This is a genomic window from Aeoliella fuhlenseeensis (genome assembly GCF_052161615.1).
In the GTDB taxonomy this organism is placed as follows: Bacteria; Planctomycetota; Planctomycetia; order Pirellulales; family Lacipirellulaceae; genus Aeoliella.
In genome coordinates, this window is sequence record NZ_CP197417.1 from 4465577 (window position 1) to 4488713 (window position 23137).

Consider the following 23137-nt stretch of genomic DNA (forward strand, 5'->3'; position numbering starts at 1 on the left):
ACTCCAAAGCACTCGTAGTGGCAGCAAGAAATACGCGATCCACCGGCTTACTACCGAACTGGCACCGAGCCGCTGCCAGGGGGCGCACCAGGAAGCTTGCCATCGGCCTTGTCGCCGGTTCGCACCCAAGTGGCGTAGTCGATGTCGTCGGTCACGAACTGCACGCTGCCGTCCGCCATGCCCATCAGCACACCGCCGGGGTGTTCGCTCTTGAAACCACCTTGGCCGGATACGTTGTCGCGGTAAGCATCGTTGGCGATGCCGAGTGCGCGATGATGGTTCGGCGGAAACTGCGTGGTTCCGGTGATGTACGTGCTGTTGAACAGCATATGGTGGATGTACAAGTTGGGCAGCACTTCGCCCACCAAGTAGGTGTTGCTGAGCCCGTCCGTACAGTGCTTGAATCGGTACGCTACCCAGCCACCGGCGAACATGCCCGGGGCACCATAAGTGCCGGTTCCACCACGTTTGCTCTGCTCGTTCATCCGATCGTCCCACAATGGGATGCCCACGTTGCAAGGAGGGTTGTCGCAAGTCGCCAGCGGCCCGCCACTGGGAAGGTACGACGCCCCCATCGAACGCGAGGTGAAGGGGCCCGCGATGTGGCTGGTTTCGGGAAGACTGCTAACCTTGAACCGCTCGTGCGTCATTAACCCCGCGTGCCCATCCGAAGGGCACTTCATCGAGGGAATTTCCCAGTTCAGCAGCACCTCGGCGTTGGGGCTCACTCGTGTCCGCTTCTTGAAGTCCAACCGGTCGTAAGCCGCCGACTCTTCCACGTAGGGCAACAACGAGATGAACCAATTGTGGCAGTTGTAAATGCTCTCGCCGTATCCGCCACCCGTTGCTTCGTTGCAACGAGCGCCAGCTGGCAGGATGTTATGCGCGGAGTGGTAGTTGTGCATGGCCAGCGCCAGCTGCTTGATCTGGTTCGTGCACTGCGCGCGCCGCGCGGCCTCGCGGGCCGCCTGGACGGCGGGCAGCAGCAGCGCCACCAGAATGCCAATAATGGCGATCACCACCAGAAGCTCGACGAGGGTGAAGCCCTTCTGCGAATCCCTTAAACGGACCATACAACTTCCTTTTCTCTTCAATCTGCCCGCGAACACTCAGCACGCGTGCCTTAGTAACGTATCGATTCACGTCTATCACGTCGTCGCAAGGGGAAGCAAAAGGACCGTTGCTGCCTGTACGATCCTTTTGCCGAACCCCTGCTTCGGTATCAAATTCTTTGCACTTAGGTGCACTTGGTTACACATCACAAGTGGGACCTCGCTGCGTTCATCGCCAGGCGACGCACCCGGAGCTGAAAGCAGTCTTCCATGTAAGGCACGACGTTATTTCTTTCTGACGTGGCACCATCCCAGCAGCCCCACTCCGCCAAGGCACGCGAGCAATGCCGAGCTCGGCTCGGGAATGATACGCAGGTTGTCCACGCTGATACTGAATGCCGCGTTTCGAGTGTCGGTGAAGAGCCCAATCATCGGACTTGCACCAAGGTCCATGCTGACCGTCCGAACAAGGTGCGGAACATCCAGATTATCGACCCATCCCAATTGGTAGGTGCTCGCGGCCGAGCGATGGATGAAGAGGCTAGCGATTTTGTCCAGCTCGGTACTCGTACTGGACGTGGTGAGCATTTGGTCGACGTTCTGCTCCGTGATGGTACCGCCACCCACCGCTGTATACCCATCCGTCCGAAAGACATCTCGACCACCCGAGTTGCGGAACCCGCCGAACAGGAACGAATACTCGTCATCTCGCAAGTCCTGGTTCGACGTTGCCGAACTGGGCAAGGAAAGGCCATTCATCAGGCCCGCCGACACCACTAAGCCCAACATCTCGGAGCTATTGGAGCCATAGGTGGCCCCGCGAATGTCGACATCGACAAGCAGGGTTAGCCCTACGCCTAGGGTGGCCGTGTTATGCAGCGAAAGCGTTTGGGTCGCGACACCGCCAGACCCCACGCTACTTACCTGCAATTCCCCTGCAGCAACCGTTAAGGTCGGTAGAACGCTGCCTGATCTTCCTAGCACGACTCTACGAGTGTAATTCGCGCTTGTATCCGTGCCAAAATCATCAAGAAAGATCGTCGCGGCCCCTACAGTACCAGTCGCGATCAGCATAAAGATGCTGGCGGTAACCCTCAAAAATCTCATGATCATTAGCTCCTTTTCCAAGTTGAAGAGAATTAGTTGCGAAGAGATGGGACTTCCATAAAAGAATCCACGGCCAAGCACACAGACACTAAACGCACCACCATTTGGTTCGTACGCCCAGGGCGACGATACCAAACAAGGCGAGGGCGACCGCGGATGAGGGTTCGGGAACGGTTGACGTCTGCAGTGCCCCGAGCTCAAGCCCACCGAGGCCGAGACCCAACAACCGGCGATGCAGCACGAGGGCGTCGTCGATGTCGACGCGGCCATTGAAGTTCAAATCGCCCTTCATGCGCGATACCAAGTCGCCAACCTGAGCGCCGACCAGGTCGTTGACGTAGTTCCAGTTCGAAACAAACGCGGTCACGTCCGCCGAGTTCACCAAGCCATCGAGGTTCACGTCGCCCGCATCCTTGCCAGCCAAGGTGGCCGCGATAAACTCGTTGTCGGTGGCGATATTAAACGTGCCCCAATCTTGGCCGGGCTGCGTGATGTTGGCGTTCACGGGACTGACGCCCGTGTTGTTTCCGGCGACGTACACTTCGACGTCATCGAGCGTGCCGGTGAAGAAGTTCGACGCTTTGTCCAACCCAACGCCGAGCGTCAGATCCAGATTCGCCCCCGCGGCGTGCGACGTGTAGGTACGCCCGCTATCTAATCCTGACTGTGCGACGGCCACGCCATTGACGTAGAGCACCGCACCGTCGGTGCCGAACGAATGCTGCATCAAGTGGGTCCACTGACCAAAGGCCACAGCCGTCGTCGAATCGGTCACGTTGCCAGCCGTGGCATTGGAGAGCGATCCCCACGTCATGCCCCAAGTGTTGGTCGCCGTGATGTGGACGCCGAACTGATAGGTGTCGTTCACTAAATCTTGCCGTGCCCCGGTGCTGCTCGCGGGGCGAGCCCAGAGCTGAAGGCCGCGCGTGGTAATGTTGGCGAAGTTGTCGTAAGGATTCTGTGGCGGGTTGTTGCGAGGATTGCCTAGCCCGCCGAAGTGGCTGAGGCTGGCGTCGTTGTTGCGGGCCAAGTAATCGTTGCCGTCGAACTCGATGCCCAGCACCGAGCCGTTTGCAAACGGGCGACCTGCCACATTGACGTAAGCCGGATCGCCACCGATAGAGTCGATGTCCTGGTAGTTGCCTTCGTCTGGGACACCGTTCGAGTCGTAGGTCGCCAAGCCAAAACCATCGAGATCGACGTTGGTGCCAGCCGACGCGCCTTCGGCCGCATCGTCGCCAAGGCGATAGTCGCGATCGAGGTGACGCGCAGCGCTTGCTGTACTTGCAGCAGCGAGTAGCAGCAGTACGCAGGCCAGCGGGCCATGGGTCCGTCGCCCCCCGGCGCGGACCATCATGGCCACGGCAAGCCCTCCGACCAGCAGCAGCGCCGTGGTCGGCTCGGGGACGACACTCGTGGTCGATTGCAACGCCCCGAGGCTGCCTGCCCCCAGGTTGTCACGCCACACCGTGTAGTCCGCCAAGTTCACAACGCCGTCGCCGTTGCCATCCGCTCCATCACCCGCAACGGGAACGTTCGATCCAAACGCCGACTTCCAAATCGAGTAGTCGGCCGCATTCACAAGGCCATTGCCGTCGTAGTCGCCAGGGACCGACGGTCCTTCGATGGTGCCAAACGCGACGGTCCCTTGAACCACTTGGCCCGTCGCCGAGTTGTGGTAGAAGAACACGAGGTCGTCGGCCTGCCCCGTTCCGTTGTAGGCACTGCCCAGGTTGAGCCCTCCGGCGACGGCAATGGTCGACGGACTGGCCTCGTCGTTCAGGTAGTACTCTGCGAGCTCCCCGGTGCCGGCGTTGGGGGCTTCGACCCAGCCGTTGGGATCGGTGGGCGTCGCGCCCGCCGGGAAGCCCGCTAGGTTCTGATCGAACAAGCTCGTCCAACCATTCTTGTCGAGATTTCCGAGGGCACTGGTGATCTGGTAGGAGTCCATCGAAACCCCCGCTTCGGTGTTATTTTCGATACGCATCTGGCCAGTCGTCGGATCAACAAGCAGGCCCAGTTGCAATGCGGGCGACGCTGCCACCTGCAAGTTGTCGACCAACTGATTCAAGGAGGCATTGCGAGTGTCGGTGAAGAAACCGATGTGCGGGTTCGCTCCGAGATCCATGGTCAGCGTGCGTACAACGTGTGGAGCCGAAAGGTTGTCAATCCAGCCCAGGCTGTATTCGTTCGCTGCGGTCGCCGAACGAGCGATGAACAGCTTGCGAATGTTCGCAAGCGCCGCATCGGTATTGCTGGCCGAAACGCCTTGGTCGATGCTCTCTTCCGCAGGGCTCGTTCCATCAACCGCCACATAGCCTCCCGAACGAAACACGTCACGCCCGCCGGAGTTGCGAAAGCCACCAAACAAGAATGAGAACTCATCGTCACGCACGTCCACGTTAGTGGTGGAGCTGCTTGGTAGTGGCACACCGACTTGGAAACCCGCGGACAACGCGAGTCCAAACATCTCCGAGCCACTACCACCAAACGCGCCACCGAGCATGTCGATGTCGACCGTCAGTCGCTCGCCTGCACCGAGCGTCGCGGTGTCGTGCAAGATGAGCGACTGCGTGACAAAGTTGCCCGACCCCGCACTGGTTACCTGTAGTTTGCCCCCCACGACAGTGGTAGTGGGAAGAACGCTCCCCTGACGCCCCAATACCGCGCGGCTGCTGTAGTCGGCGGTCGAGTCGATGCTGAAGTCGTCGAGGAACGGAGCCGCGCTCGCGGTCCCCGCGACTAGGACCATTGCGCCCAGCAGCATTGCAGCGCGTCGCGTCAGCGAGCGGAGAGCTTTTCGGCGTCGAGTCGCCAAGCCGATGGCACCCAGAACCAGCAGCACGGCGCTGCTCGGCTCGGGCACGCTCACCGTGCCAATCAGCCCAAACGCACCGGCACCATTGGCGGTGTCGTAGGCGACTTCAAAGAGGGAGAAATCCAGTAAGTCACGCTTCAGATCGCCGTTCAGGTCCCCCTTTAGGTACGCTTCGGCCAGCGACAGTCCCGTGAAATTCGAACCGAGTCCCCCCAAGAACAGTGTGTAGTCGGCCGGGGTAAGGAGCCCGTCGCCGTTGAAGTCGCCACTCAGAATCTTCGTGCCGGTGTAGACCACGGGGACACTGATCACACGGTCCGCTAGGCTGATTTTTGCTGTCACGTCTTCCAGCGGCGTCCGCAACCAGACGTTACCAAGATTCACCGCGTTGGCGTTCGTAAGCGTCGCTGCGTCGCCAGGGGTGACGCTGAAGTTGTACTCCGACAGATCGTGGGCATCGCCCGTGGTGGTGAGCTTGATCCAATCGTCGTTCAAGTCGAGCGGCCCTGCCCCGCCCGCGCTAGTCTTGTCATAGTTGTCGCTCACCGAGGTCCAACCGGTTTGCGTGAACGAGCCATTCGTAAGCGACTTGAGCTCGTATCCCAGAATGCCAGCCCCCGTAGCACTCGCATTGGACAGCGTCACCTGACCGGTCTGCCGATCGATCGACACAAAAGGCGCCGCGACCGAGTTGATCCGCAAGTTATCAACCGTCCCCGAGTAAGTATTCGATCGAATGTCCGAGTACACACCGACGAACGCCCCGCCAGGACCGAAGGCCGCGTTGTCGTACTGCCCCGCCATGGTCAGCGAGGCGTCCGCGTTGACGTAGCCGAATGCGAAATTGTCTTCCGTAATGCGCTGCACGTAGACGCCGTTCACCTGCGTGAAGTCGGGGGGAGTCACGGTTACCTGCGTTGATGGTCCGGCGACGAAACGCTCGGACTGAAACGAGGAGGTCCCGAAGCGCAAGCTGGCGGTCACAAAATCGGCCGTCGTGCGACCATCGCCCCCTCCGGGCGCAACACTCGTCGTAATGGGATTGAGCCGCGACACGATCAGGCCAGTCACCTCGAGGCTGCCGTGCGTGGCGTCGTTCACGTCGAGCAGGACGGTTTCGCCGATCGCCAGTGCCGCGGTGTTGTGCATAAACGAGGTCTGCAGCGCCCCCGCCGTGTGAGTTGGATTGGTGATGACGAGGTTGTCCGAGTCCCCGCCATCGATCACACGCACCACGGCCCCGGTTCCCGCGTTGTTCGACAGCAGGTCGGTGCTGGTGTAGTTCGCCGTGGTATCGGTATCGAAGTTATCGAGAAAAGTAGCGGCCACCGCCGGCACGCTACACGCAATCAGCAGGGCCGTCGCGCCTGAAAATACCAGCCTCATTAGAAACGCCTCCTTCAATGCCATTGGAATCACGTTGTTGTTCGATCTAATTCTTGGGTACCGTGAGTGCGTACCCTCCTCGGAGCGAAGCGGCATGCCGCTTCAACAAGAGGGAATTGGTGGGAAATACTGGAGAGCTAGGGCAGTACCGCCAGTGGAATCACTTGCGTGTGGGAGGTCCCCAGCTCGGGACGACCTTGTGGCAGCGGAACCGCCACGATGCCGTAGAGGTTGCAGTGATCGGTCGTGGATTCTAGCGAACCCATGACGATCGTTCCCGGCTCTTTGACTTCACGTCGCCAAACCGAAAACGTATTGGTGATGCTTTCACCGGGTCCGACACCCAGCGTCGTGTCTCGCAGGCCAGCTTTGTCGGGCCGATGCGATTCGTCGAGCCCGACAAGGTACTCCATTCGCTCGTAGTCGGCAGTAAGCCACTCGGTGTACTGCACGCGTTCGTCCCACAGCACGTAGAGCTGGCACGGTCGCGACACCTCGACGTTAATCTCAAAGTCCTGCTGTTTACAATCGTTGAACGTCTTCACGTAGTCGGCACCGAGCAAAAAGTCTGGCAGTCCCTGGTGGTTCATACCGTTCCATTCGTAAATGCGATCGACGTACGCCCGCATGTCTTCGCCAAACCCACCGGCCACGATCTCGAAGTAGTGTTTTGTGCTGCTGGTCGATAAGTCGTCCGTCACGTTGACGATGGTCGGCAACGAATCGTCGCCGATGCTTTCGGGAGCGCTAAACGTTCCCACCTTGCGAGTGATAATCGACATCAGGCGGTCGTACTTGCCATTGCCCGAGAAGCGAACACCATCCCCCTGCTTCAACCGCTGGACAAGTGGAATATCGCTCATCCGCGGCATCGAGAGGTCGACTTCGCCATTGAAGACCACCAGGTTTGTTGCCTCCATTTGCGTGGCGTCCAAACCAAATTCGGTCCCCAAGTCCTTCACGACACCGTGCGGCGTCGTCACCAGCAGGCCGTAGCCGGCCTTCTCGGTCACGTGCATCTTGATCTTGCCGCTGTCGAGCTTCAGGTGCTTGGGGGACAGCCATTCCATCTCCGCCGGGCCGTCGACGACCATCGTGCCGACCTTCGGTAGCTTCACTTCCATGGTGCCTGGACCAATACGAATGGGGCCCAGCTCAATGGCCGCCAGCCCACCCGGCTCTTCGATCTTCGCGAGCATCGGCTGCTTCTTGTCAACGTCGCGGCCCGAGTACGCGAACAGCAAGAGCACGCAAGCCGCCACGGCGACGCCCCACGCCAGCGCTTCGCGATACCGCGCCCACTTCCCAGAGCCTAGCGTGCGACCACTCGATGGCGCTCGCCGCCGACTCCGCGAAGCCAGTTCGGTCTGCGGCTGCTCCGACAAAATGTCGGCCAGCGCGTTATGCATCTCCAAGTAGCCGACGTAAATTTCTTGTGCGGTTTGATCCCCTTCGAGCAACTCCTGAAGGTCGCGCAGCTCCCCGTCCGTCGCCGTGCCCCCACAGACGGCCGACGCCAAGCGGTGCAGCTCGTGTTCTTTGGTTGGATTCATAAGCCCCCCTCCGCTTCTAGACGTCGCTGAATGCATTCGAACAGTCGCCGGCGGATGCGAGCCAGCGACTTACTCACCGTGTTAGCGGGCTTGCCCAAGCCTCGCGCGACTTCCGTCGCGGTCCGCACCCGACTGCCGTAACAATGCTTAATCAGTTCGCCGTCGTTTGCCGGCAGTCGCTCGATGCACTGCCGCAACGCGTCCCGCCGGGCATCGTACTCGTCTTCGCGCGAAGCCCTGACCGCTGCCAAGTCGGCCACTAGGTCGTCGCTAAAGCTCACCTTCGAGCGACCCTGCACGCGGCGAAAGTTATTGATCTCCAGTCGAGCGATTCGGCACGCCCACGCCCCGAAGCTCGTCCCGCTTTCGTAGCTATCAAACTTCTGCCACAGGATGATCGCTGTCTTCTGCTCCAGCTCCTCCGCGTCGGCCCAGTTGGGCACTAGGGTCAGGATATAGGAATGCAACCTGCGCTTGTTCTCCACCAGCAGCCGCGCGAACTCCTCGACACGCTGTTCGCCATACGATTGGAGAAAGTCGGGGCGCATAAGACCACCAGAGCGACAAGCCAGCACCAACTTGGTGACGCGACGACTAGCACGCCGGGGCGGCTGCGCCACGCTTCGCAAACTGTACGTACGCCGTCTTCCAGAACGGGAAGGGAACCTTACAAGAAAAATGCGAATCGCTGGACCAAGAGGCCAGAAAACGGAATTCGCCGACCCAAACCGCCTTGGGCCGAGGTTCCATTCTATCCACCGCGCAAACGAGAAGGCGGTGGGGTGCGCATTTCCGCATCACACCGCCAAAGTGAGTCACCACTGAGCGACCGCAGCCATCGCGGATGCTTAGGTCATGTTTGGCGTGTTCGCCTCAGCCGGCGTCACTTCCATCTCGGGAACCAGTGACGTCAGCTCGGCAATCGGATCGTCGAACCGCGCCCAAGCCTCAGGACCCGCCGCCATTTCCTCGTCGCTGAGCAGGCACGAATCGAGTAGCGTCTCGATGCGAGTCCGGTCGAGCTCCATGCCGATGAACACCAGCTCCTGCCGACGGTCGCCGTAGGGACCGTCGAAGTCTTGCCGAATATCCCGCAACAATTCGGCGTTCTCCGGCACGTCTTCGGGCCACTCCTCCTCGGGCACCGCGCCCCACCACTTGCCGACAGGATTGATCTGCACCGACACCCCTGCCTGGGACCAAGTCATCGCTTGATCGTGCTGCGAAGCGAGCCACAGGAAGCCTTTCGAACGCAGCACACCAGCGAGGGCACCCTCTTCGAAGTCGAGGATGTTCCAGACTCGTCCTGCGTGAAACGGACGTCGAGCGCGGTATACGAAGCTCGTGATGCCGTACTCGTCGGTCTCGGGTTGCTCGCTACCACGCGGCACTTCGAGCCAACCAGGCTGGGCACTCGCCTCGTCCATCGAAAATAGCTCGGTTGCCAAGATGGCCCGCGGGTCGATAGCGCCTCGAACGGTTTCGATGATCGGCGCCTTCGGATTCAAATTGCGTAACACGCCAACCACCGTCCGCCGCTGATCCTCGCTCAGCGAATCGCACTTGTTCAGAAGCAGGATATTGGCGAACTCAATTTGATCGGTGAGAAGATCGACCACGTTCCGGCGGTCCTCTTCGCCGAGTCCGATCTCGCGATCTACGAGGTCTTCTTCCGAGCCGAAGTCGAGCAGAAAGTTGCCGGCGTCGACAACCGTCACCATCGTATCCAACCGGGCGATATCCGACAGGCTTTGGCCCTCTTCGTCGGCAAACGTAAACGTCTCGGCCACTGGCATCGGCTCGCTGATACCCGTCGACTCGATCAACAGATAGTCAAAACGGCCATCCCTGGCCAACTCTGCCACCTCTAGAAGTAAGTCTTCCCGTAGCGTGCAGCAGATACATCCGTTGGTCATCTCGACAATTCGCTCTTCGGTGCGGCTGAGCGAGGCCGTACCGCTTCGCACCAGCGCGGCGTCGATGTTCACCTCGCTCATGTCGTTCACAATCACCGCGACGCGCAGATTGGCTCGATTCGATAACACATGATTGAGCACCGTGGTCTTGCCAGCGCCGAGGAAGCCAGAAAGCACCGTCACCGGAAGGCGACTTGTCATTGCAATCTCCAGTTTGTTGGGTCAAAAACAATGCCCCGCGGCGGGACACGCCTGCCGCGGGGCCCGTTCGAGTTCACGGACTACACAAACCGCTTACGCAGGACCAGCACGCCGGCGAGCGACATGCCAACAATGGCCAGCGTGGAGGGTTCGGGCACCTGGTTCACGTCGATGAAGAACGTTCCCGAGTCGGCGAACGTGCCCGACTCGTCCACTAACCGGAACTCGGCCCAGTAATCGCCGCCAGGAGCGTCGCCATCTACCCACAGCACGGGGGTGAAGCTAAACAGCTCGTTGCCATCGCCCAGGTGAGCATCGCCACCCGCGAACGCCAGCGGATCGGTCGGCGTACCGACGTTGAGCCAAGGAGAGCTGACGCTCACGAGTTCCATATGGATATGAGCGGTGTCAAACGCGCCGTCCCAACGGTTCGTGCTGCTGCGGTACAGCGTCTCGATCTCCGGCACGCCCGAATTCGCCAGCGAGTGGACGCTTTGGATTTCGAGGTTCGAGAAGTCGACACCTGGCAGCGCCTTGGTCACGTTCTTCCCCACGTAAACGCCACTTCCAGGAGTCAGTGGCAGCGGATCCTGCAACGAGGAGATCTCTGGAAAACGATTGTTCGCATTCGTCGAATTGAGCGTCGGCGTGGCCGAGGGGCCGCTGTAGTTGTAGGTACCCAAGCCGTGATAGTGATTGCCGTGGGCGTACAGCATCGTCAAACGGCCGAAGTTGGGATTGTCGGGATAGGCACCGCCACCCACACCGACCGGCGCGGTGAACGGGGTCGTGCGGCTATCGATACCAACGTAGTACTCCAGCACCGCACTCGACGCCGTGGACCCGACGCCCAGAGCGAGCAGTAGCGCCGCGGACAGAACTTTAAGACACATGAGCACACTCCTAGTTGAAGTTAAAACGAGAAAGACGCACGTCGCGAACATCGAGTGCCAAACCGATCCGCAATGCAAGCGGGCCCTTGCATGACCACGCGGATCCTTGGCACGCCGTAGCGACGGCGTTGGGGCTGATGGTATTCGCTCCATCCAAAGCGTGCGTCCACACTTTGACAGAACGCTCTTCAACCCACTTTGCACAATATACACTCCTGCAATGGCGTTGCAAGTGCATCCACGGAGAATTAAAGAAAAGGTGAGTCACGCGGTGGGAGTGCACACTGTCCTCTAACCTTTTCTTAGTAGACGCACGTAGAGCCAATGACTGGGATCAAGGCCTGTAACGATCCGCGTTCATCCTGCCCAATCCGCGTCGCATTCTTTCGCTTTGGGGAGGAGCAACAGCCACGTTCATCCTTCCCGCGCAGGAGGGAACCCAGACCTAGTGCTCTAGCAAGAGAGGCCTCGTTGGCCTCGAAGAAACGCGAGAAAAACGGAATGAATTCCGCTGTAGAACTATTTTCACTTTTTTCAGAAAAGTGACTAGAAAGCGCGCTCGACCTGTGTTCTGATGCACATGTCCACCGATTGGTGGGTTTATGTGCATTTACAGCGACTTTAGAGGAGGAAACAAAAAGCTAGAAACTGGGGGCTCGCGGAGCTCGACCCCAGGCACCCGGGGGTCTTGGGGGCGATGGGGTAAAGCGTGAATTGCCGCACGCGGCGCAGGCTTGATACGGCCTACTTCTGGTGGATTCCGTACTCCGAATTCCGCCTCCCGAATTCGTAATGTCGCACCTGCGGTTTACCCCTGCGACTTTACTCCGTCGAGGCACCTTGCACTCAACAATGCAACTCGAAGCAGGCAAGCATCTTACGACCGAACTCCCGGGCGCAAGAAAAAGAGTTTTGTCGCACCCAATGAAATACTCCACAAGGTGCGACAAAACTCAATGACGATCGGCCGGTAGTTCCGGCAGAAGCCGCGGGCTAGGCAGCACGCTTACGACGCACGGCCCAAACCGCCAGGCCTACGCCAAGGAGGGCAAGCGAAGTCGGCTCGGGAACCTGGGCAGCAAACGCACCCACGGCACCTTCGAAGACTTCTTCTTCGAGTCCGCGGTTGAGCACTAAGTAGAAAGGATCGGAGTCAGCAACGCCCAGCTTAGGCTGGCCGAACTCATCAAAGGCACTCAGCGAAAGGAGCAAGCCGTAAGCGCCAATCGGTGCAGAATCAGCAAGCACGAAGTCGATGTGCGAGTGAATCGTCCCTCCGGCATCCGCACGCCCGACCAACCCACTTCCGCTCATCGTTGAACTGCTTACCTCGACATCGGTGTTGGCGGCACCTTCGATGGTCAGGGTCGCTGACGTCGGAACGAAGGAGTTTCCATCGTGGAACACAAGCGGACCCAGGACATTAAAACCGATGTAATCGAGCGGATCGATACCAAGGCCTTCGTCGACTTCCGAACCAAAGCCAGGATCCTCCGATTTGTAGAACCCAGAATCAGGACCAACGAACTCACCCTCAAACACCCGACCTTCGTCTCCAAACTCGATGGCGATTTTCCCCGAATCGTAGCTGAAGTCGACATCGCCGTGATCGTGCTGAGCAGAGGCGGTGCTCGCCGCGAGCAGCGAAGCAAAGCCAATTGATGCGATTGCCGAGATGCGAGAGTGAGTTCTTAACATGAGATCGTTCTCCTACAGAATTATGAGAATCAAGTTGATACAGAATGCCTGCGCGATTGGATCGCTAGCGCTGTCTTGCAAATCGACGAGCGATAACGATGCCGGTTGCTGCCAGAATCGCCAGCCACATCGAAGTCGGCTCAGGAACCACCCGAGTGGAGCTTTGCAACGAGCCACCGGCACCTGTGCCGAAGTGAGTTTTCCAAAGGTCGTAATCAGTCCCTGTAACCATTCCGCCATCGCCATTGCCGCTGAGCACGCCGAGTTCTTCGTCGCCACCGAGGTGGTCACGCCACACCGTGTAGTCGGCGAGATTCACTTGCCCATCGCCGTTGAAGTCGCCCGGCTGAAGAGGGCCCTGGAGCAAGTCGGCGAACACCTGCACTGCTGCATTGAACGACGTGGTATCGAGTCCGAAGTTGAACACCACAAAGAACGGATCCGAATTCGCCACACCGACGGCAGTTGTCGTCAAACTGAGCTTCACACCATAAGCGCCAAACGGGGGCGTCGGACCATCGAGCGGCTCGAGAAAGTACTCGGGATGCCCATGAAAGTATCCAGCGCCATCCGCCTGCTTGATGAAGTTGACGTTCGGAGAGCCCGGACTGCCGGGCTGCAAACCACTGTTGTCATCCACAATGGTGTCGGGACCGAGGAAGTTGTCGATCCGAAGTTGCACTCCGTCCCCCGCGGGAGCAAAAGTGGTCCCATTCCAAAACTTCAGGGGCTCCAGCACGTTGTACGCAATGCCGTCTCCCGATCCGATGCCCTGCCCCGTATCGGTCTCAGAGATAAATCCTGGATTCGTGTCGTACTGCTGAGTGAATCCCGAAGTAGCAAACACGCCCGTGCCGACGTTGAGGCCGTTGCTGGTCTCGGTCACGATCTTGTCGCCCTCGTACCAGAACACAATGTCGGCGTGGCCACTCTGAGCCATGGAGGTTCTAGCAATCGCGATCATCGCCAACAGAGCGATGGAGTATCGAATCGAATTCATCATTCGTGGTGCTCGCTTTCGCCACCATCGCGACTACCGAGGGCCCACCACGCGGCGGGCTCGATATCGTCGTTCACGAAATCGACGTGCCCATCCACCATCGCCACGTTCACGCCCCCCGAGTGATGGCTGGTGGGAGTGACGGCGAAATCGCCATGGGGATCCGCGTTTTGAAAATGACAGTGATGCGTATTCGGAGTATTGAGATGCATATAAGTCGGAGCGGTCGGCGACCAACCGGAAATCCACGCCCGGCCCAAGTAAGCCGAGGCGACGGGATCGGAGTGCGTCGATCCAGCGTCGCAGCGATCTCGCAGCATCGACAGCGTGCGAGCGGAGCCGGTGACGTGGTACGACTTGAGATTCTCGGGACCGTTGCGAAGTTCGTTGAGCGTCGTGCCCGCCTGCACGAGCCGCTCGGAGACGGCCGCGGTGTGCGAGGTGCCGTCGGTGATCCGGCGAATGCTGACCTTGCCCTTGGGATGCCACGCGGCGGGACTACCAGGATTGGCGAGCGAGATCACCCCATTGTGAGGACCCGGAGCCGCGCGTTCGCCGTTGTAACCCGTGGCGGAACTTGGCCAGCCCGCGTTGCCGGCGTAACTATCGGAAGCGGGATTTGCCGTGCCCATGACGTTGGCGGGTATTGCCGCAGTGACATCCGACGGACAGAGGAACGCGTCAACCACGGTAGCCGCCGCCGCTGCGTTGCGATGCGTGGCGTCAATCGGTGCGCCGCTGCCACACGCCCCCGACATATTGGCCTTGAGATCGATGGAGTCGTAGAGCGGCGTTTGTTCGATGTAGGGGAGCAACTGCACCTTCCAGCTATAAAAGCCAGGCTCGCAGTTGCTGCCACTCGCACGTCCGCTGCCCGTTTGATTCACCGGAAACGCACCGCGAGCACCGTGATAGTTTTGCAGCGCGAGGGTGAGCTGCTTCAAGTGATTCGTGCACTGAATACGCCGCGCCGCCTCCCGAGCTGCTTGAACAGCCGGAAGCAATAGAGCAACCAGGATACCGATGATGGCAATCACCACCAACAGCTCGACGAGCGTAAACGCGCGGGAATGGCGCATGAGAATCCTCGTGACTGCGCAACGTGCGCAAGGAATTCAGATCGATGGGGAGCGCGTCCGCAAGTATGGATGCACTCAACACAAAGCACGGCTAGGCAGAGAACGCCAGCGGTGGACCACGCGGGGCCCAGGCTTCATGACTAGAAGAACAGAGAGGTGCTTGGTACTCGGTGGTGCACTCGCACGCGAGCGTGCTGGTAACCGACAACAGCTCTATCGAGTGATGAGCAGCCTTCAGATGACTCATCAACTCACAAGCGGCGCAGTCGTCGCAGCAATCGTCGTTCGATGCCGCACGCCAGCCGGAAGTGTCGGCGGAGTCGTCAGAAGTGTCAGCGGGCTCGTGATGGTGGCCGCAGGAGCAAACTTGCTCGGCGGTGTCGCAAACCACTTCGCAATCGCCGTGAGAGTGGAGCGCGTGACCAAACGACACCAGCAGCGCGTAGAATACGGCCAAGCTAAGGGTGATCGATTTGGAGAGCCAGGAATTCACGCTGGTCCTTCGAAAAACGGCGTTGCACTCGCCCCGACAATTGGGACAGATGGCATTATTGCCTATTTGCAATTCGATTGCAATAGAATTGTCCGTGCGGTGCTAGCGTCCCGCGACGCAATTGCCGCAATGCCCTTTGAGCAGCACTTCGGTGATCTCGCCGAGCTGGGTCCGACGGGGGCCGCGGCTCGGGTTCAGATTGAACGTAAAGTCTTCGAGGCACGAGACTTTGCCGCAGTCGACGCACATGAAGTGCGGGTGCTCGAGTTCGTCGTGGCCAGTGCCCGTGCGAAGCTCGAACCGCCTTGTCTGGTCGCCCAAATCAAGCCGGTTTACCAGCCCCGACTCGGACAGTTCCTGCAAGCAACGAAATACGGTGGACTGGTCGAAGCCGAAATCCTTCAGGAAATCGACCACTTCGGCGTGCGTCACCGGTCGATGCGCGGCCGCGAGCTGCTGCATCACGGCGACGCGGGCCGCGGTGCTTCGCAGCCCGGCATTTTTCAGCACTCCCTTGGCCCAGGCGACCGTGTATTCGTTGGCGGTGGACTTCATCACAAGCTCCGGCGGCGCGAGTGCGACGACTTGTGCACTCCAGTCGGAATTCTACCGCCATTGCAACTGCATTGCAAATGCAAGGCCGGGCAGTGTGAAGTCCACCGCGGTTGGCTCACGCCTACCAATCACTCGAAGCCAGCCACGTTGTCGCCACCTGCTCGCGTAATGAGGGCGAACAGGGCGTCGCGATCAATGTCGCCACTCACCCACTGCACCGAGCCATCAAGGAGCACGAAATGAACGCCTCCCGAATGATCGCTGCGGAACGTGGTTCGCTGCCGTGCATCGAACCCAGCGGTGGTGTCATTGAAGTGGAACCGCGAGGGCTGTCCCTTATTCCAGCCGGTGTGGCCGAACGCGTAGTGCCAGTAGCCTTGCGCCCAGGTGAAGTCGCCATAGCACGGCCCGCCATTCGCGTGGCACCCGGACGACGAGTGCTCGCTCCAGCGGTAGTTTTCCAATCCGTAGTTCGTCTCGCCGACGAGCAGCGTGTTCGACAGGCCGTCGGTGATTCGCTGGGCACCGAGCTTGTACCGCTCGTTCGCTCCCGGAGGGTTATCGAACGCGCCATCGAGTACGCCGGGCGTTCCGTAAGCAACGCGCGTACTCGGCATGTAACTCCCCGGCCCCAGCGACTCGCCGCATGGGTCGGGAACGTGTCGTGGCAGATGCATGCTCGGGCACATGTACGCAGCAAGTGGCCCGGAGGTGAACTGCCGATTGGTGGCCGACGAGGGTGCCTCTTCAATACTGTAGGCGTCGTACAGGTTCCCCGCTTCGAGATAGGGCAGCAGCATGACAAACACACTTCCGAGGTGTCCATAGTTGCCACCATTGCCACCGACCAGCCCGCCTCCTTCGGGAAGAACCTGAGGGGGCGGGAAAGTTTTGTGTGTGCTCTCGAAGTTGAGACTCGCCAATCCAATTTGCTTCAGGTTGTTGCGACACTGGCATCGACGAGCGGCTTCGCGAGCCGACTGAATCGCGGGCAGCAAGATAGCGACCAAGTTTCCAATGATGGCAATCACCACCAGCAGTTCGACCAATGTAAAACCACCGCGGACAATCGTGCGTTTCATAGTTAGTCCTCCGTGGCCAGATTTCCGCCCAAGTACCAACGCACCCAGCCACAGAAGCCCACTACCACACCCAACGAAAGGATAAAGACGCTAGATGGTTCAGGAACTACCGAAGAGTGCGACACCGTCAGCGCCGGAGCGCTCAAGTTGTCTCGCCACACCGTGTAGTCGGCTAGATTCACGACGCCGTCGCCATTGCCATCGGCTTCGGGCCCCGCGGTGCCGAACTGCTGTTTCCACAGCGAGTAGTCGTCGGCGTCGACGAGGTTGTTGCCATCAAAGTCGCCAGGTTGCAGTGGATCGAGAATCGAAACATTGAGCTCAATCCGCGGAGCCGCGCCGTCGGAGTTGTAGCCGATGTCGAGGTCGTCCAGATAGAAGTCAGGATACGCGATGGTTCCATCGTGCCCAGCGGGTTGATCCATCGATGAGAAGCTGAAACCAAGATGCCCTGCTGCCAAACTATTTTGAACGTAAGCAAGGATTCCCGGGTTGGTGAGGTCCGGCTCGAACACGAACTGATCGCCGGTGTCGGTGAGAGAGCCCGGTGCTCGCTCCACTCCTTCCGAATCGTAGAGCTTGCCAATGCCGAAGGGCGTGGGAGTGAACCGATCCGTCTCGCCACTCGGCTCGGTGGCACTGTAGCCACCGTTGATCGAGTTTTCGACGTCTCGACCTTCCGCGTCGATCGCGAAAAACTGATAGGGAGCAGTCGCCTGCGACGCTGGCGGAACTTCGGGATCGTAGCCCGCCTCCCCTTCACGATAACGCCGCCAGCGAACATCGCCGAGTTGAAACGCGTTGTCGACGGGTGTCGTATCGAAACCAATCGTCTCGTAGTCGCCTTGCAGCCCAATGCCGTACATCTCAATCGGATGACCAGCATCGTCGTCCGAGCCGATGGTGATGGACTCTGCCGAATCGAGTGTATTGTCGTAAGGAAGCACCATGCCGCCATCGGCGTAGATCAGACTTCCCAGCAGCGTGGTGGTAATGCGAAGCGACTCGACCTGATAACGTTGCGGGGCGAGGCCTGGCTGGATATCCATCGAGGTGTTGCTCGCGATGAGGAACGTGCCGCGTCGCGAGGGGGAGAGGCCGTCGCCCTGGTAGAAGACGGGCTCGCCCGTTTCGAGATCGGTAGCGGAGAACGAAGAGAAGATGGCTCCGCGATCACGAACAGCCCCCGCACCGTTCGCCGACCCTGCGGGGTACGACCACATCTGGATGTCGGGGTGCGGGTTGTTGTGGGTTGTCGTAACGGCACTGGCGGGAGTGAGCGCAATGCCTGTGAGCAGCAACACACTGGCTAGGATGTAGATCTTGCAGTCCATGGCAAATTGATCTCGCGAAATAAAGGAGGAATGCGAAAGTAAAATCTCCGCCAGGGCCAAGTAGCTTGACCACTGGCGGAGAACAGCGGATGCCGAGGTGAGATGCGGTGAGCCAATTGGCCAACGCCTACTGAACCTCCAGCACCCGCGGCCGGTTGTCCGCTACCCTTAGGACAACCGAACTTGGCGATCGAAACGACGACGCAGTCGGCCAGCCAGAAGTCCGCATCCGGCGAGACCAACAATCGCGATGGTGGTGGGCTCGGGTACCTGAGCGGTAGCGGTGCTCACGGTGAACACATCGCTCTGCTCAAGCTGAACTCCCACAACGCCGGCGTGAACGCGCTGTCCCCAATCGACATCGAAGGAGCTAACAGCACCCAGCGAGGTCACGTCCCACTGAAACGTGTAGGCATAGGTATCCACATCGAAACCACCAAGGCTGCCAGCGCCGAAGAACTCCACGCCCGTGTAGTCGGCGGCAATCGCTTGCGCACCGCCATTGAGATTGAGCACAGGGAGACCGCTCAGCGCATCAGCTGCGGTGCTGCCATCGCCAACGCTCGGCCAAGTGAGGATCGAGAAAACGATGGTCTTCACGTCCGCCAGAGGTACTGCCTCTGCAACCTGGAAGGTCGAATCGACGCTGAACGAATAAAGACTGGAGCTGGCGGGGAAATGAGCGCCACCGGTGCGGGTGAGAACCGCGTCGCCCGAACCAACTTCGTTGGAACCAAAACCAGATGCTAAAGTGGCGCTGCTAAGGCCGGGAGTTCCCGCCCGCAGGTCGACCCAACCATCGTAGTCGGTGTTGCCGGTCAGCCCATTGCTGACAAACGCGGCGTGCGACGAAGCGGCAGAAACGGTCAGGCCCAACAGGGCGGCCGCGACGAGCACACGATTGAAATGGAAAGAAACGCTGGACATTAGTCGATCCTCAAAGTTGTTTTGCAGCGATAAGAACCCGTCGCTACTTCGGGAACAGAAACAATTCCAACAATCCATTCACTACCGCGAGAGCAACTCGACGACTTTGCCGACGTCCACAGGCAGCGTGACGTCGTCGATCGTTGGCACCCGCAGAACGGTCACGCGCATCGCTTGCTCGTCCACGCTGAGCCAATCAGCCGATCGGCCATCGTTCTCGGCCATGCAGCTGCGGTAGAGATTGAACAGACCGGTGCGGCCAAGCACGTCGACCACGTCGCCAGGGCCGAGTTGTGCCGAGGCGACGTTGTGCCGGCGACCATTGAGCAGGAAGTGCCCGTGGGCCACACCCTGCCTGGCTTGCGGGCGAGTCTTCGTAAGACCGGCGAGACGAATTACGCTGTCGATGCGGCGTTCGCAAAGGATCAGCAGGTTCTCGCCCGTGTTGCCGGGCATCCGCTGGGCTTTGTCGTAGAGCCGCCGCAGTTGCTTCTCGCCAAGGCCGTAGTAGTACTTAATCTTCTGCTTCTCCCGCATGGCTTCGCCGTACTTCGAGAGCTTGCGCGGAGCGGGGTGCATGCCTGGGGGCGAGTTCCGTCGCTCGGAGGCTCGCGCGGCACCTGCACTTTCGAAAATAATGGCACCCAGTCGACGATTGATGCGTGCCTTGGGACCGGTGTAGCGGGACATCGAAGTACTCCTGAACTAAGCGCGCACGAGCGCCATAGAGCCTGCGCACAGTTGTGGCGTAAACGGATAGCCGTGAACGGATAGCCGTGAACGGATAGCCGTGAACGGGCCTGAGAGAGTGCCGGGGGAGGGCACGCGCCGCACGCGGGGTGGGCGACCGGAGTTGCTGGCGGGAGGCGTTGGATGCCTGGTGGCGAGCGGCCTGGGAGGGAACTCAGGGAGGTGATTTTTCAAAAACCCCCGAGAAAAGCCTCTGGGTGTTATTGATAATCAGTCTCAATAGCAATAAGATAGCAACTCGCCTTTTACACAACAAGCCCTGTCAAAATTAATTCGGCAAGTTTTTCCCGCCGCCAGAGATGATCCGCTGGCGGGTGAAGAGCAAGGAATAACGCGAGCCCATGGACCAGAGTACGCGCCCCCCCACGCCCATGCCGCCAGAGCCTCGGAAAGTCACTTCCGAGGAACTGCTGCGCGGAGACAAAGTGGTGATCATCCTGCACGCGAACCAAGCGTACCGGCTCATTGCCACGAAGAATGGCAAGCTCATTCTGCAGAAGTGAGGAACGCCGCCGAGCGCTAAGGCTGGAGCTCGGGTCGCGAGTCGCTGGCGATCGGTGCGCGAACTTGAGTCGCCTTGGCGTAAGGCGCACCAAAGCGATTGGCGAGAAACTCCGACAGCTTCACGTCCTCTTGACGAACGAATCCTCGCTCAGGAAGCTTCCCTTCTCGCCACAGATCGACCACCGCGCACATGGAAGTGGCGGTAGTAATTTGGATGCTGCTCGCTTGCAGGCCGTGAATATCGCCATGGTAGATTTTGCGAGCATCGGACAGCTGTTGGTACTCGCCATTCACCCAGCCCGTGACGGTGCTGAATACGAGCACGACGTCCTGATGGGTGCAAGGCACGGCACCTTCGAGCAGCTTCTTCAGCAGGGCCCGCTCATCGTGGAACCTTAAGCCGGATAGCAGAAAGCTCATCAAGTAGCGGTGACCAACGTAGCGGACCGTCTTGTAATCGAGATCCTTTACCTGCCCTTCCAGTGTCTCGCACAACGTGCCAAGTCCACCGGAGGTATTGAACGCCTCGTAGTCGACGCCATCGAGCGCGAACTGCTCAAGGCCTTCGAGGGGCTGTAGCGAAACACGTTGCCCTTCGCGAATGGCTTCGCACGGATTGCAGTACTCGTTGATCAGGCCATCGGTCGACCAAGTCAAGTTGTACTTGAGCATGTTGTCGGGATAGAGTGGCAGCGCGCCGACGCGCATCTTCACGCGATCGAGTCGTTCGAAGTGTTTGCAGAGATCGAACGCCAGGATTCCGATGAACCCAGGAGCGAGGCCGCACTGTGGCATAAAGATTTGCCCGCTGCCGGCTTGCTCGCCGATGGACCGAACGGCGGCGGTGGTCGCGACGTCTTCGGTTAGATCGAAGTAGCTGATGCCTGCCTTGTGGGCGGCACGGGCGATGCCTTCGTTCACGTCGAACGAGCACGCGGAAACAACCGCATCGAGACCCTTTAGAAACTCGCCAACGGCCTGGGTGTCAGAGACATCGAGAACCTGCGTTTCCACCGGGGTTTCGGTGACCATCGCGTTCAGTGCGGCGTCCGATTGGTCGCCCACGCGAACTAAATAGTCGCCCGAATAGTGCAGAATACGTGCGATGGCGCGGCCGATCTTGCCGGCGCCGAGAATGCCAATGTTAGTCTGTTTTGCCACGGTGTTCGTCCTTGTTGGCCTGCGAAACTTGCACCCCCGTCGGTAAGTCGCCTGGTTGGTCGTGCGTTAGTTCTTCTTGGTATCGGTGGATTCGAAAATTTTGTCGGCGCTCGTGGCGACGAAACCTTGGAACAAGTTGCCGCTTGCGTCGGGATACCGCTTTGCGAACTCGTAGTAACAAGTCGGCACCGCGTGCACTTGGCCGTCGGCGAACTCGACTTCCATGCGGTCGGCAAGCGTGGAACCTTGCTCGAGCAGTTGTTCGGGCGTGCCTTTAACACGTCCGCCCGAGTCGTTCACCTTGTAGCCCAACGACTCGACGACGCCGAGCACTTCCTCGACGCTGGTGGTCTTCTGCAGATAATTGATGGCAATCGTAAAGTGATTGGGACGCAGGCCGAGCGTGGCGACCCATGCTGCGTACTCGCTCTCGGCGACAAGCGTTTGGTAGTCTTCCCACGAAATGGGGTCCCACAACCGGCCGCTCCAGAGCACTTCGGGCTCGGAGAGTTCTGCCGAGTCGACCCATGCCGCGCACTCTTTCAAGATCGCCGCCGAGCGGGGCGAGAGTTCCTCGACTTTCAGCTCCGACAGGAAGATCCGGGGTGCCTCGGGGTCGTCGCATACGTAGCCGAACGCGCGAAGCTTCTTGTCCGGAAACTCGTACGGCTCCAACTGACGATAGCCGAGCGCGAGGACGTGTGGTTCGAGGCGGGCAATGCCAATCGGCTCAAGGCCCAACGTGCGGAAGGCCACGTGATCGTTCACCACACGCTCGCCACGTGACACGAACGCATCGCGAATACGCTGGGCCTGGGGAGCCATTGCCACATAGTCGGTCCACAAGGCGCTGAAGAAGTCGTCGCGGGTCATGTTGGGTGTGGTTAGTGAGTGGGTGGGTTTAGTAAGTGTTTGTGAGTGCGACCAGCGATAAGTAATAAATTACTCGCACGCCGCCGCGTCCGCTATCGCGTTTTCCATCCCTTATGCGCAGGTGTTACTCCGCTTCAAGCAGCAGCACGTCCAACGACCGCGGGCCCTGGGCGCCGATGACTAGCGACTGCTCGATGTCGGCGGTTTTCGAGGGCCCGGCGATGAAGGTTCCGAAGTGAAGTTGATCGCCCATGCCGAGGCCCGCAATTCGCTCGTAAGCCTGAGGCATGTTGTGCAGCACCTGACTCGCCGGCAGGACCAGCACCAAGTGTTCGCAGAGGAAGTATACCGCGCGGTGGCGCGTCGGCTCACTGGTCACCCAGATCGCGCCATTCTCCGCCACTCCAAATTCCCCAGGCAGTACGGCCCAATCAAGTTGCGATAGGCCGTGCGGCTCGGCCAGCTCGTTTAAGTCCATCGTGGACTTGCCCACGCCGGTAACAAGCGAGATGGCGCTGGCGGAGTTGTTGTAATCGTCACGACCGTTAAGCCAAGCATCGGCTGCCGCTCGGTCGCGAAGTACCTCGCTCGTGCCGCCAATGCCGGTCAGAACGTGGCGAAAATGTTCCAAGGGATGCTCGAACGTCTGCCACGCCTCGCTCATCGAAGGCAGTTCCATCGGCGCTGCGCGATTCGCGCGGACCGCTTTCAGGATTTCGTCGCGAGCGCTCATGGCAGTTCGGTTCGTGGCGTTG

The 23137-nt window shown here is 59.6% G+C and carries 20 protein-coding genes; 1 reads left to right on the forward strand and 19 read right to left on the reverse strand.

Annotated features, from left to right (window positions below; all coding sequences use genetic code 11):
- Positions 1–50: 50 nt before the first annotated feature.
- The 16 genes from SH292x_RS17410 to rpsD all read right to left on the reverse strand — a co-directional run bounded on the left by SH292x_RS17410 (position 51) and on the right by rpsD (position 19784).
- The gene (locus SH292x_RS17410; RefSeq protein WP_442482288.1) at positions 51–1073 is read right to left on the reverse strand and encodes a DUF1559 domain-containing protein; all 1023 of its coding nucleotides are present in this window, start codon (positions 1071–1073) and stop codon (positions 51–53) included.
- Between the two features lie 264 nt (positions 1074–1337).
- Complete coding sequence (locus SH292x_RS17415) at positions 1338–2159, reverse strand: hypothetical protein (RefSeq protein ID WP_442482289.1); 822 nt, start codon at positions 2157–2159, stop codon at positions 1338–1340.
- An 88-nt stretch (positions 2160–2247) separates the two neighbouring features.
- On the reverse strand, positions 2248–6363 hold the full coding sequence (locus SH292x_RS17420) for a dockerin type I domain-containing protein (RefSeq protein ID WP_442482290.1): 4116 nt from the start codon (positions 6361–6363) through the stop codon (positions 2248–2250).
- 137 nt (positions 6364–6500) lie between these two features.
- On the reverse strand, positions 6501–7916 hold the full coding sequence (locus tag SH292x_RS17425; protein ID WP_442482291.1) for a FecR domain-containing protein: 1416 nt from the start codon (positions 7914–7916) through the stop codon (positions 6501–6503).
- On the reverse strand, positions 7913–8464 hold the full coding sequence (locus tag SH292x_RS17430; protein WP_442482292.1) for a sigma-70 family RNA polymerase sigma factor: 552 nt from the start codon (positions 8462–8464) through the stop codon (positions 7913–7915). Before SH292x_RS17430 ends, SH292x_RS17425 begins: the two co-directional genes overlap by 4 nt.
- A 300-nt stretch (positions 8465–8764) precedes the next feature.
- Complete coding sequence (locus SH292x_RS17435; RefSeq protein ID WP_442482293.1) at positions 8765–10033, reverse strand: GTP-binding protein; 1269 nt, start codon at positions 10031–10033, stop codon at positions 8765–8767.
- Between the two features lie 80 nt (positions 10034–10113).
- A complete protein-coding gene (locus SH292x_RS17440; protein WP_442482294.1) occupies positions 10114–10926 on the reverse strand; it encodes an all3515 family Zur-repressed PEP-CTERM protein in 813 nt (270 codons plus the stop codon).
- A gap of 993 nt (positions 10927–11919) precedes the next feature.
- Positions 11920–12624 carry a PEP-CTERM sorting domain-containing protein gene (locus SH292x_RS17445; protein ID WP_442482295.1) on the reverse strand — a complete coding sequence of 235 codons (705 nt, stop codon included), beginning with the start codon at positions 12622–12624 and terminating at the stop codon, positions 11920–11922.
- A 64-nt stretch (positions 12625–12688) separates the two neighbouring features.
- Positions 12689–13627: a hypothetical protein gene (locus tag SH292x_RS17450; protein ID WP_442482296.1), complete on the reverse strand. Its 939-nt coding sequence runs from the start codon at positions 13625–13627 to the stop codon at positions 12689–12691.
- Positions 13624–14703: a DUF1559 family PulG-like putative transporter gene (locus SH292x_RS17455; RefSeq protein WP_442482297.1), complete on the reverse strand. Its 1080-nt coding sequence runs from the start codon at positions 14701–14703 to the stop codon at positions 13624–13626. The genes SH292x_RS17450 and SH292x_RS17455 overlap by 4 nt, the downstream gene beginning before the upstream one ends.
- A gap of 91 nt (positions 14704–14794) precedes the next feature.
- Complete coding sequence (locus SH292x_RS17460; protein WP_442482298.1) at positions 14795–15196, reverse strand: hypothetical protein; 402 nt, start codon at positions 15194–15196, stop codon at positions 14795–14797.
- Between the two features lie 102 nt (positions 15197–15298).
- A complete protein-coding gene (locus SH292x_RS17465; RefSeq protein ID WP_442482299.1) occupies positions 15299–15751 on the reverse strand; it encodes a Fur family transcriptional regulator in 453 nt (150 codons plus the stop codon).
- A gap of 128 nt (positions 15752–15879) precedes the next feature.
- Entirely contained in the window at positions 15880–16833 is a 954-nt protein-coding gene (locus tag SH292x_RS17470) for a DUF1559 family PulG-like putative transporter (RefSeq protein WP_442482300.1), read from the reverse strand.
- Positions 16834–16835: 2 nt separating this feature from the next.
- Positions 16836–18167: a PEP-CTERM sorting domain-containing protein gene (locus SH292x_RS17475; RefSeq protein ID WP_442482301.1), complete on the reverse strand. Its 1332-nt coding sequence runs from the start codon at positions 18165–18167 to the stop codon at positions 16836–16838.
- A gap of 168 nt (positions 18168–18335) precedes the next feature.
- Positions 18336–19094 carry a PEP-CTERM sorting domain-containing protein gene (locus tag SH292x_RS17480; RefSeq protein WP_442482302.1) on the reverse strand — a complete coding sequence of 253 codons (759 nt, stop codon included), beginning with the start codon at positions 19092–19094 and terminating at the stop codon, positions 18336–18338.
- 81 nt (positions 19095–19175) lie between these two features.
- Positions 19176–19784: a 30S ribosomal protein S4 gene (gene rpsD, locus SH292x_RS17485; protein WP_442482303.1), complete on the reverse strand. Its 609-nt coding sequence runs from the start codon at positions 19782–19784 to the stop codon at positions 19176–19178.
- A gap of 431 nt (positions 19785–20215) precedes the next feature.
- Between rpsD and hemP the strand changes: the two genes are divergently transcribed.
- Positions 20216–20347, forward strand: a complete 132-nt coding sequence (gene hemP / locus SH292x_RS17490; RefSeq protein WP_442482304.1) for a hemin uptake protein HemP — start codon at positions 20216–20218, stop codon at positions 20345–20347.
- 16 nt (positions 20348–20363) lie between these two features.
- Here the strand turns inward: hemP and SH292x_RS17495 are convergent, their stop codons facing one another.
- The 3 genes from SH292x_RS17495 to SH292x_RS17505 form a co-directional block, all read right to left on the reverse strand.
- Positions 20364–21509 carry a saccharopine dehydrogenase C-terminal domain-containing protein gene (locus SH292x_RS17495; protein ID WP_442482305.1) on the reverse strand — a complete coding sequence of 382 codons (1146 nt, stop codon included), beginning with the start codon at positions 21507–21509 and terminating at the stop codon, positions 20364–20366.
- Between the two features lie 66 nt (positions 21510–21575).
- On the reverse strand, positions 21576–22382 hold the full coding sequence (locus tag SH292x_RS17500) for a DUF1338 domain-containing protein (protein ID WP_442482306.1): 807 nt from the start codon (positions 22380–22382) through the stop codon (positions 21576–21578).
- A 124-nt stretch (positions 22383–22506) separates the two neighbouring features.
- Positions 22507–23115: a LutC/YkgG family protein gene (locus SH292x_RS17505; RefSeq protein WP_442482307.1), complete on the reverse strand. Its 609-nt coding sequence runs from the start codon at positions 23113–23115 to the stop codon at positions 22507–22509.
- Positions 23116–23137 lie beyond the last annotated feature (22 nt).

Excerpts from the sequence above, each read along its gene's own strand:
- SH292x_RS17410 (WP_442482288.1), bottom strand. The coding sequence starts at position 1,073 with ATGGTCCGTTTAAGGGATTCGCAGAAGGGCTTCACCCTCGTCGAGCTT.
- SH292x_RS17415 (WP_442482289.1), bottom strand. The coding sequence starts at position 2,159 with ATGAGATTTTTGAGGGTTACCGCCAGCATCTTTATGCTGATCGCGACT.
- SH292x_RS17420 (WP_442482290.1), bottom strand. The coding sequence starts at position 6,363 with ATGAGGCTGGTATTTTCAGGCGCGACGGCCCTGCTGATTGCGTGTAGC.
- SH292x_RS17425 (WP_442482291.1), bottom strand. The coding sequence starts at position 7,916 with ATGAATCCAACCAAAGAACACGAGCTGCACCGCTTGGCGTCGGCCGTC.
- SH292x_RS17430 (WP_442482292.1), bottom strand. The coding sequence starts at position 8,464 with ATGCGCCCCGACTTTCTCCAATCGTATGGCGAACAGCGTGTCGAGGAG.
- SH292x_RS17435 (WP_442482293.1), bottom strand. The coding sequence starts at position 10,033 with ATGACAAGTCGCCTTCCGGTGACGGTGCTTTCTGGCTTCCTCGGCGCT.
- SH292x_RS17440 (WP_442482294.1), bottom strand. The coding sequence starts at position 10,926 with ATGTGTCTTAAAGTTCTGTCCGCGGCGCTACTGCTCGCTCTGGGCGTC.
- SH292x_RS17445 (WP_442482295.1), bottom strand. The coding sequence starts at position 12,624 with ATGTTAAGAACTCACTCTCGCATCTCGGCAATCGCATCAATTGGCTTT.
- SH292x_RS17450 (WP_442482296.1), bottom strand. The coding sequence starts at position 13,627 with ATGATGAATTCGATTCGATACTCCATCGCTCTGTTGGCGATGATCGCG.
- SH292x_RS17455 (WP_442482297.1), bottom strand. The coding sequence starts at position 14,703 with ATGCGCCATTCCCGCGCGTTTACGCTCGTCGAGCTGTTGGTGGTGATT.
- SH292x_RS17465 (WP_442482299.1), bottom strand. The coding sequence starts at position 15,751 with ATGAAGTCCACCGCCAACGAATACACGGTCGCCTGGGCCAAGGGAGTG.
- SH292x_RS17470 (WP_442482300.1), bottom strand. The coding sequence starts at position 16,833 with ATGAAACGCACGATTGTCCGCGGTGGTTTTACATTGGTCGAACTGCTG.
- SH292x_RS17475 (WP_442482301.1), bottom strand. The coding sequence starts at position 18,167 with ATGGACTGCAAGATCTACATCCTAGCCAGTGTGTTGCTGCTCACAGGC.
- SH292x_RS17480 (WP_442482302.1), bottom strand. The coding sequence starts at position 19,094 with ATGTCCAGCGTTTCTTTCCATTTCAATCGTGTGCTCGTCGCGGCCGCC.
- rpsD (WP_442482303.1), bottom strand. The coding sequence starts at position 19,784 with ATGTCCCGCTACACCGGTCCCAAGGCACGCATCAATCGTCGACTGGGT.
- hemP (WP_442482304.1), top strand. The coding sequence starts at position 20,216 with ATGCCGCCAGAGCCTCGGAAAGTCACTTCCGAGGAACTGCTGCGCGGA.
- SH292x_RS17500 (WP_442482306.1), bottom strand. The coding sequence starts at position 22,382 with ATGACCCGCGACGACTTCTTCAGCGCCTTGTGGACCGACTATGTGGCA.
- SH292x_RS17505 (WP_442482307.1), bottom strand. The coding sequence starts at position 23,115 with ATGAGCGCTCGCGACGAAATCCTGAAAGCGGTCCGCGCGAATCGCGCA.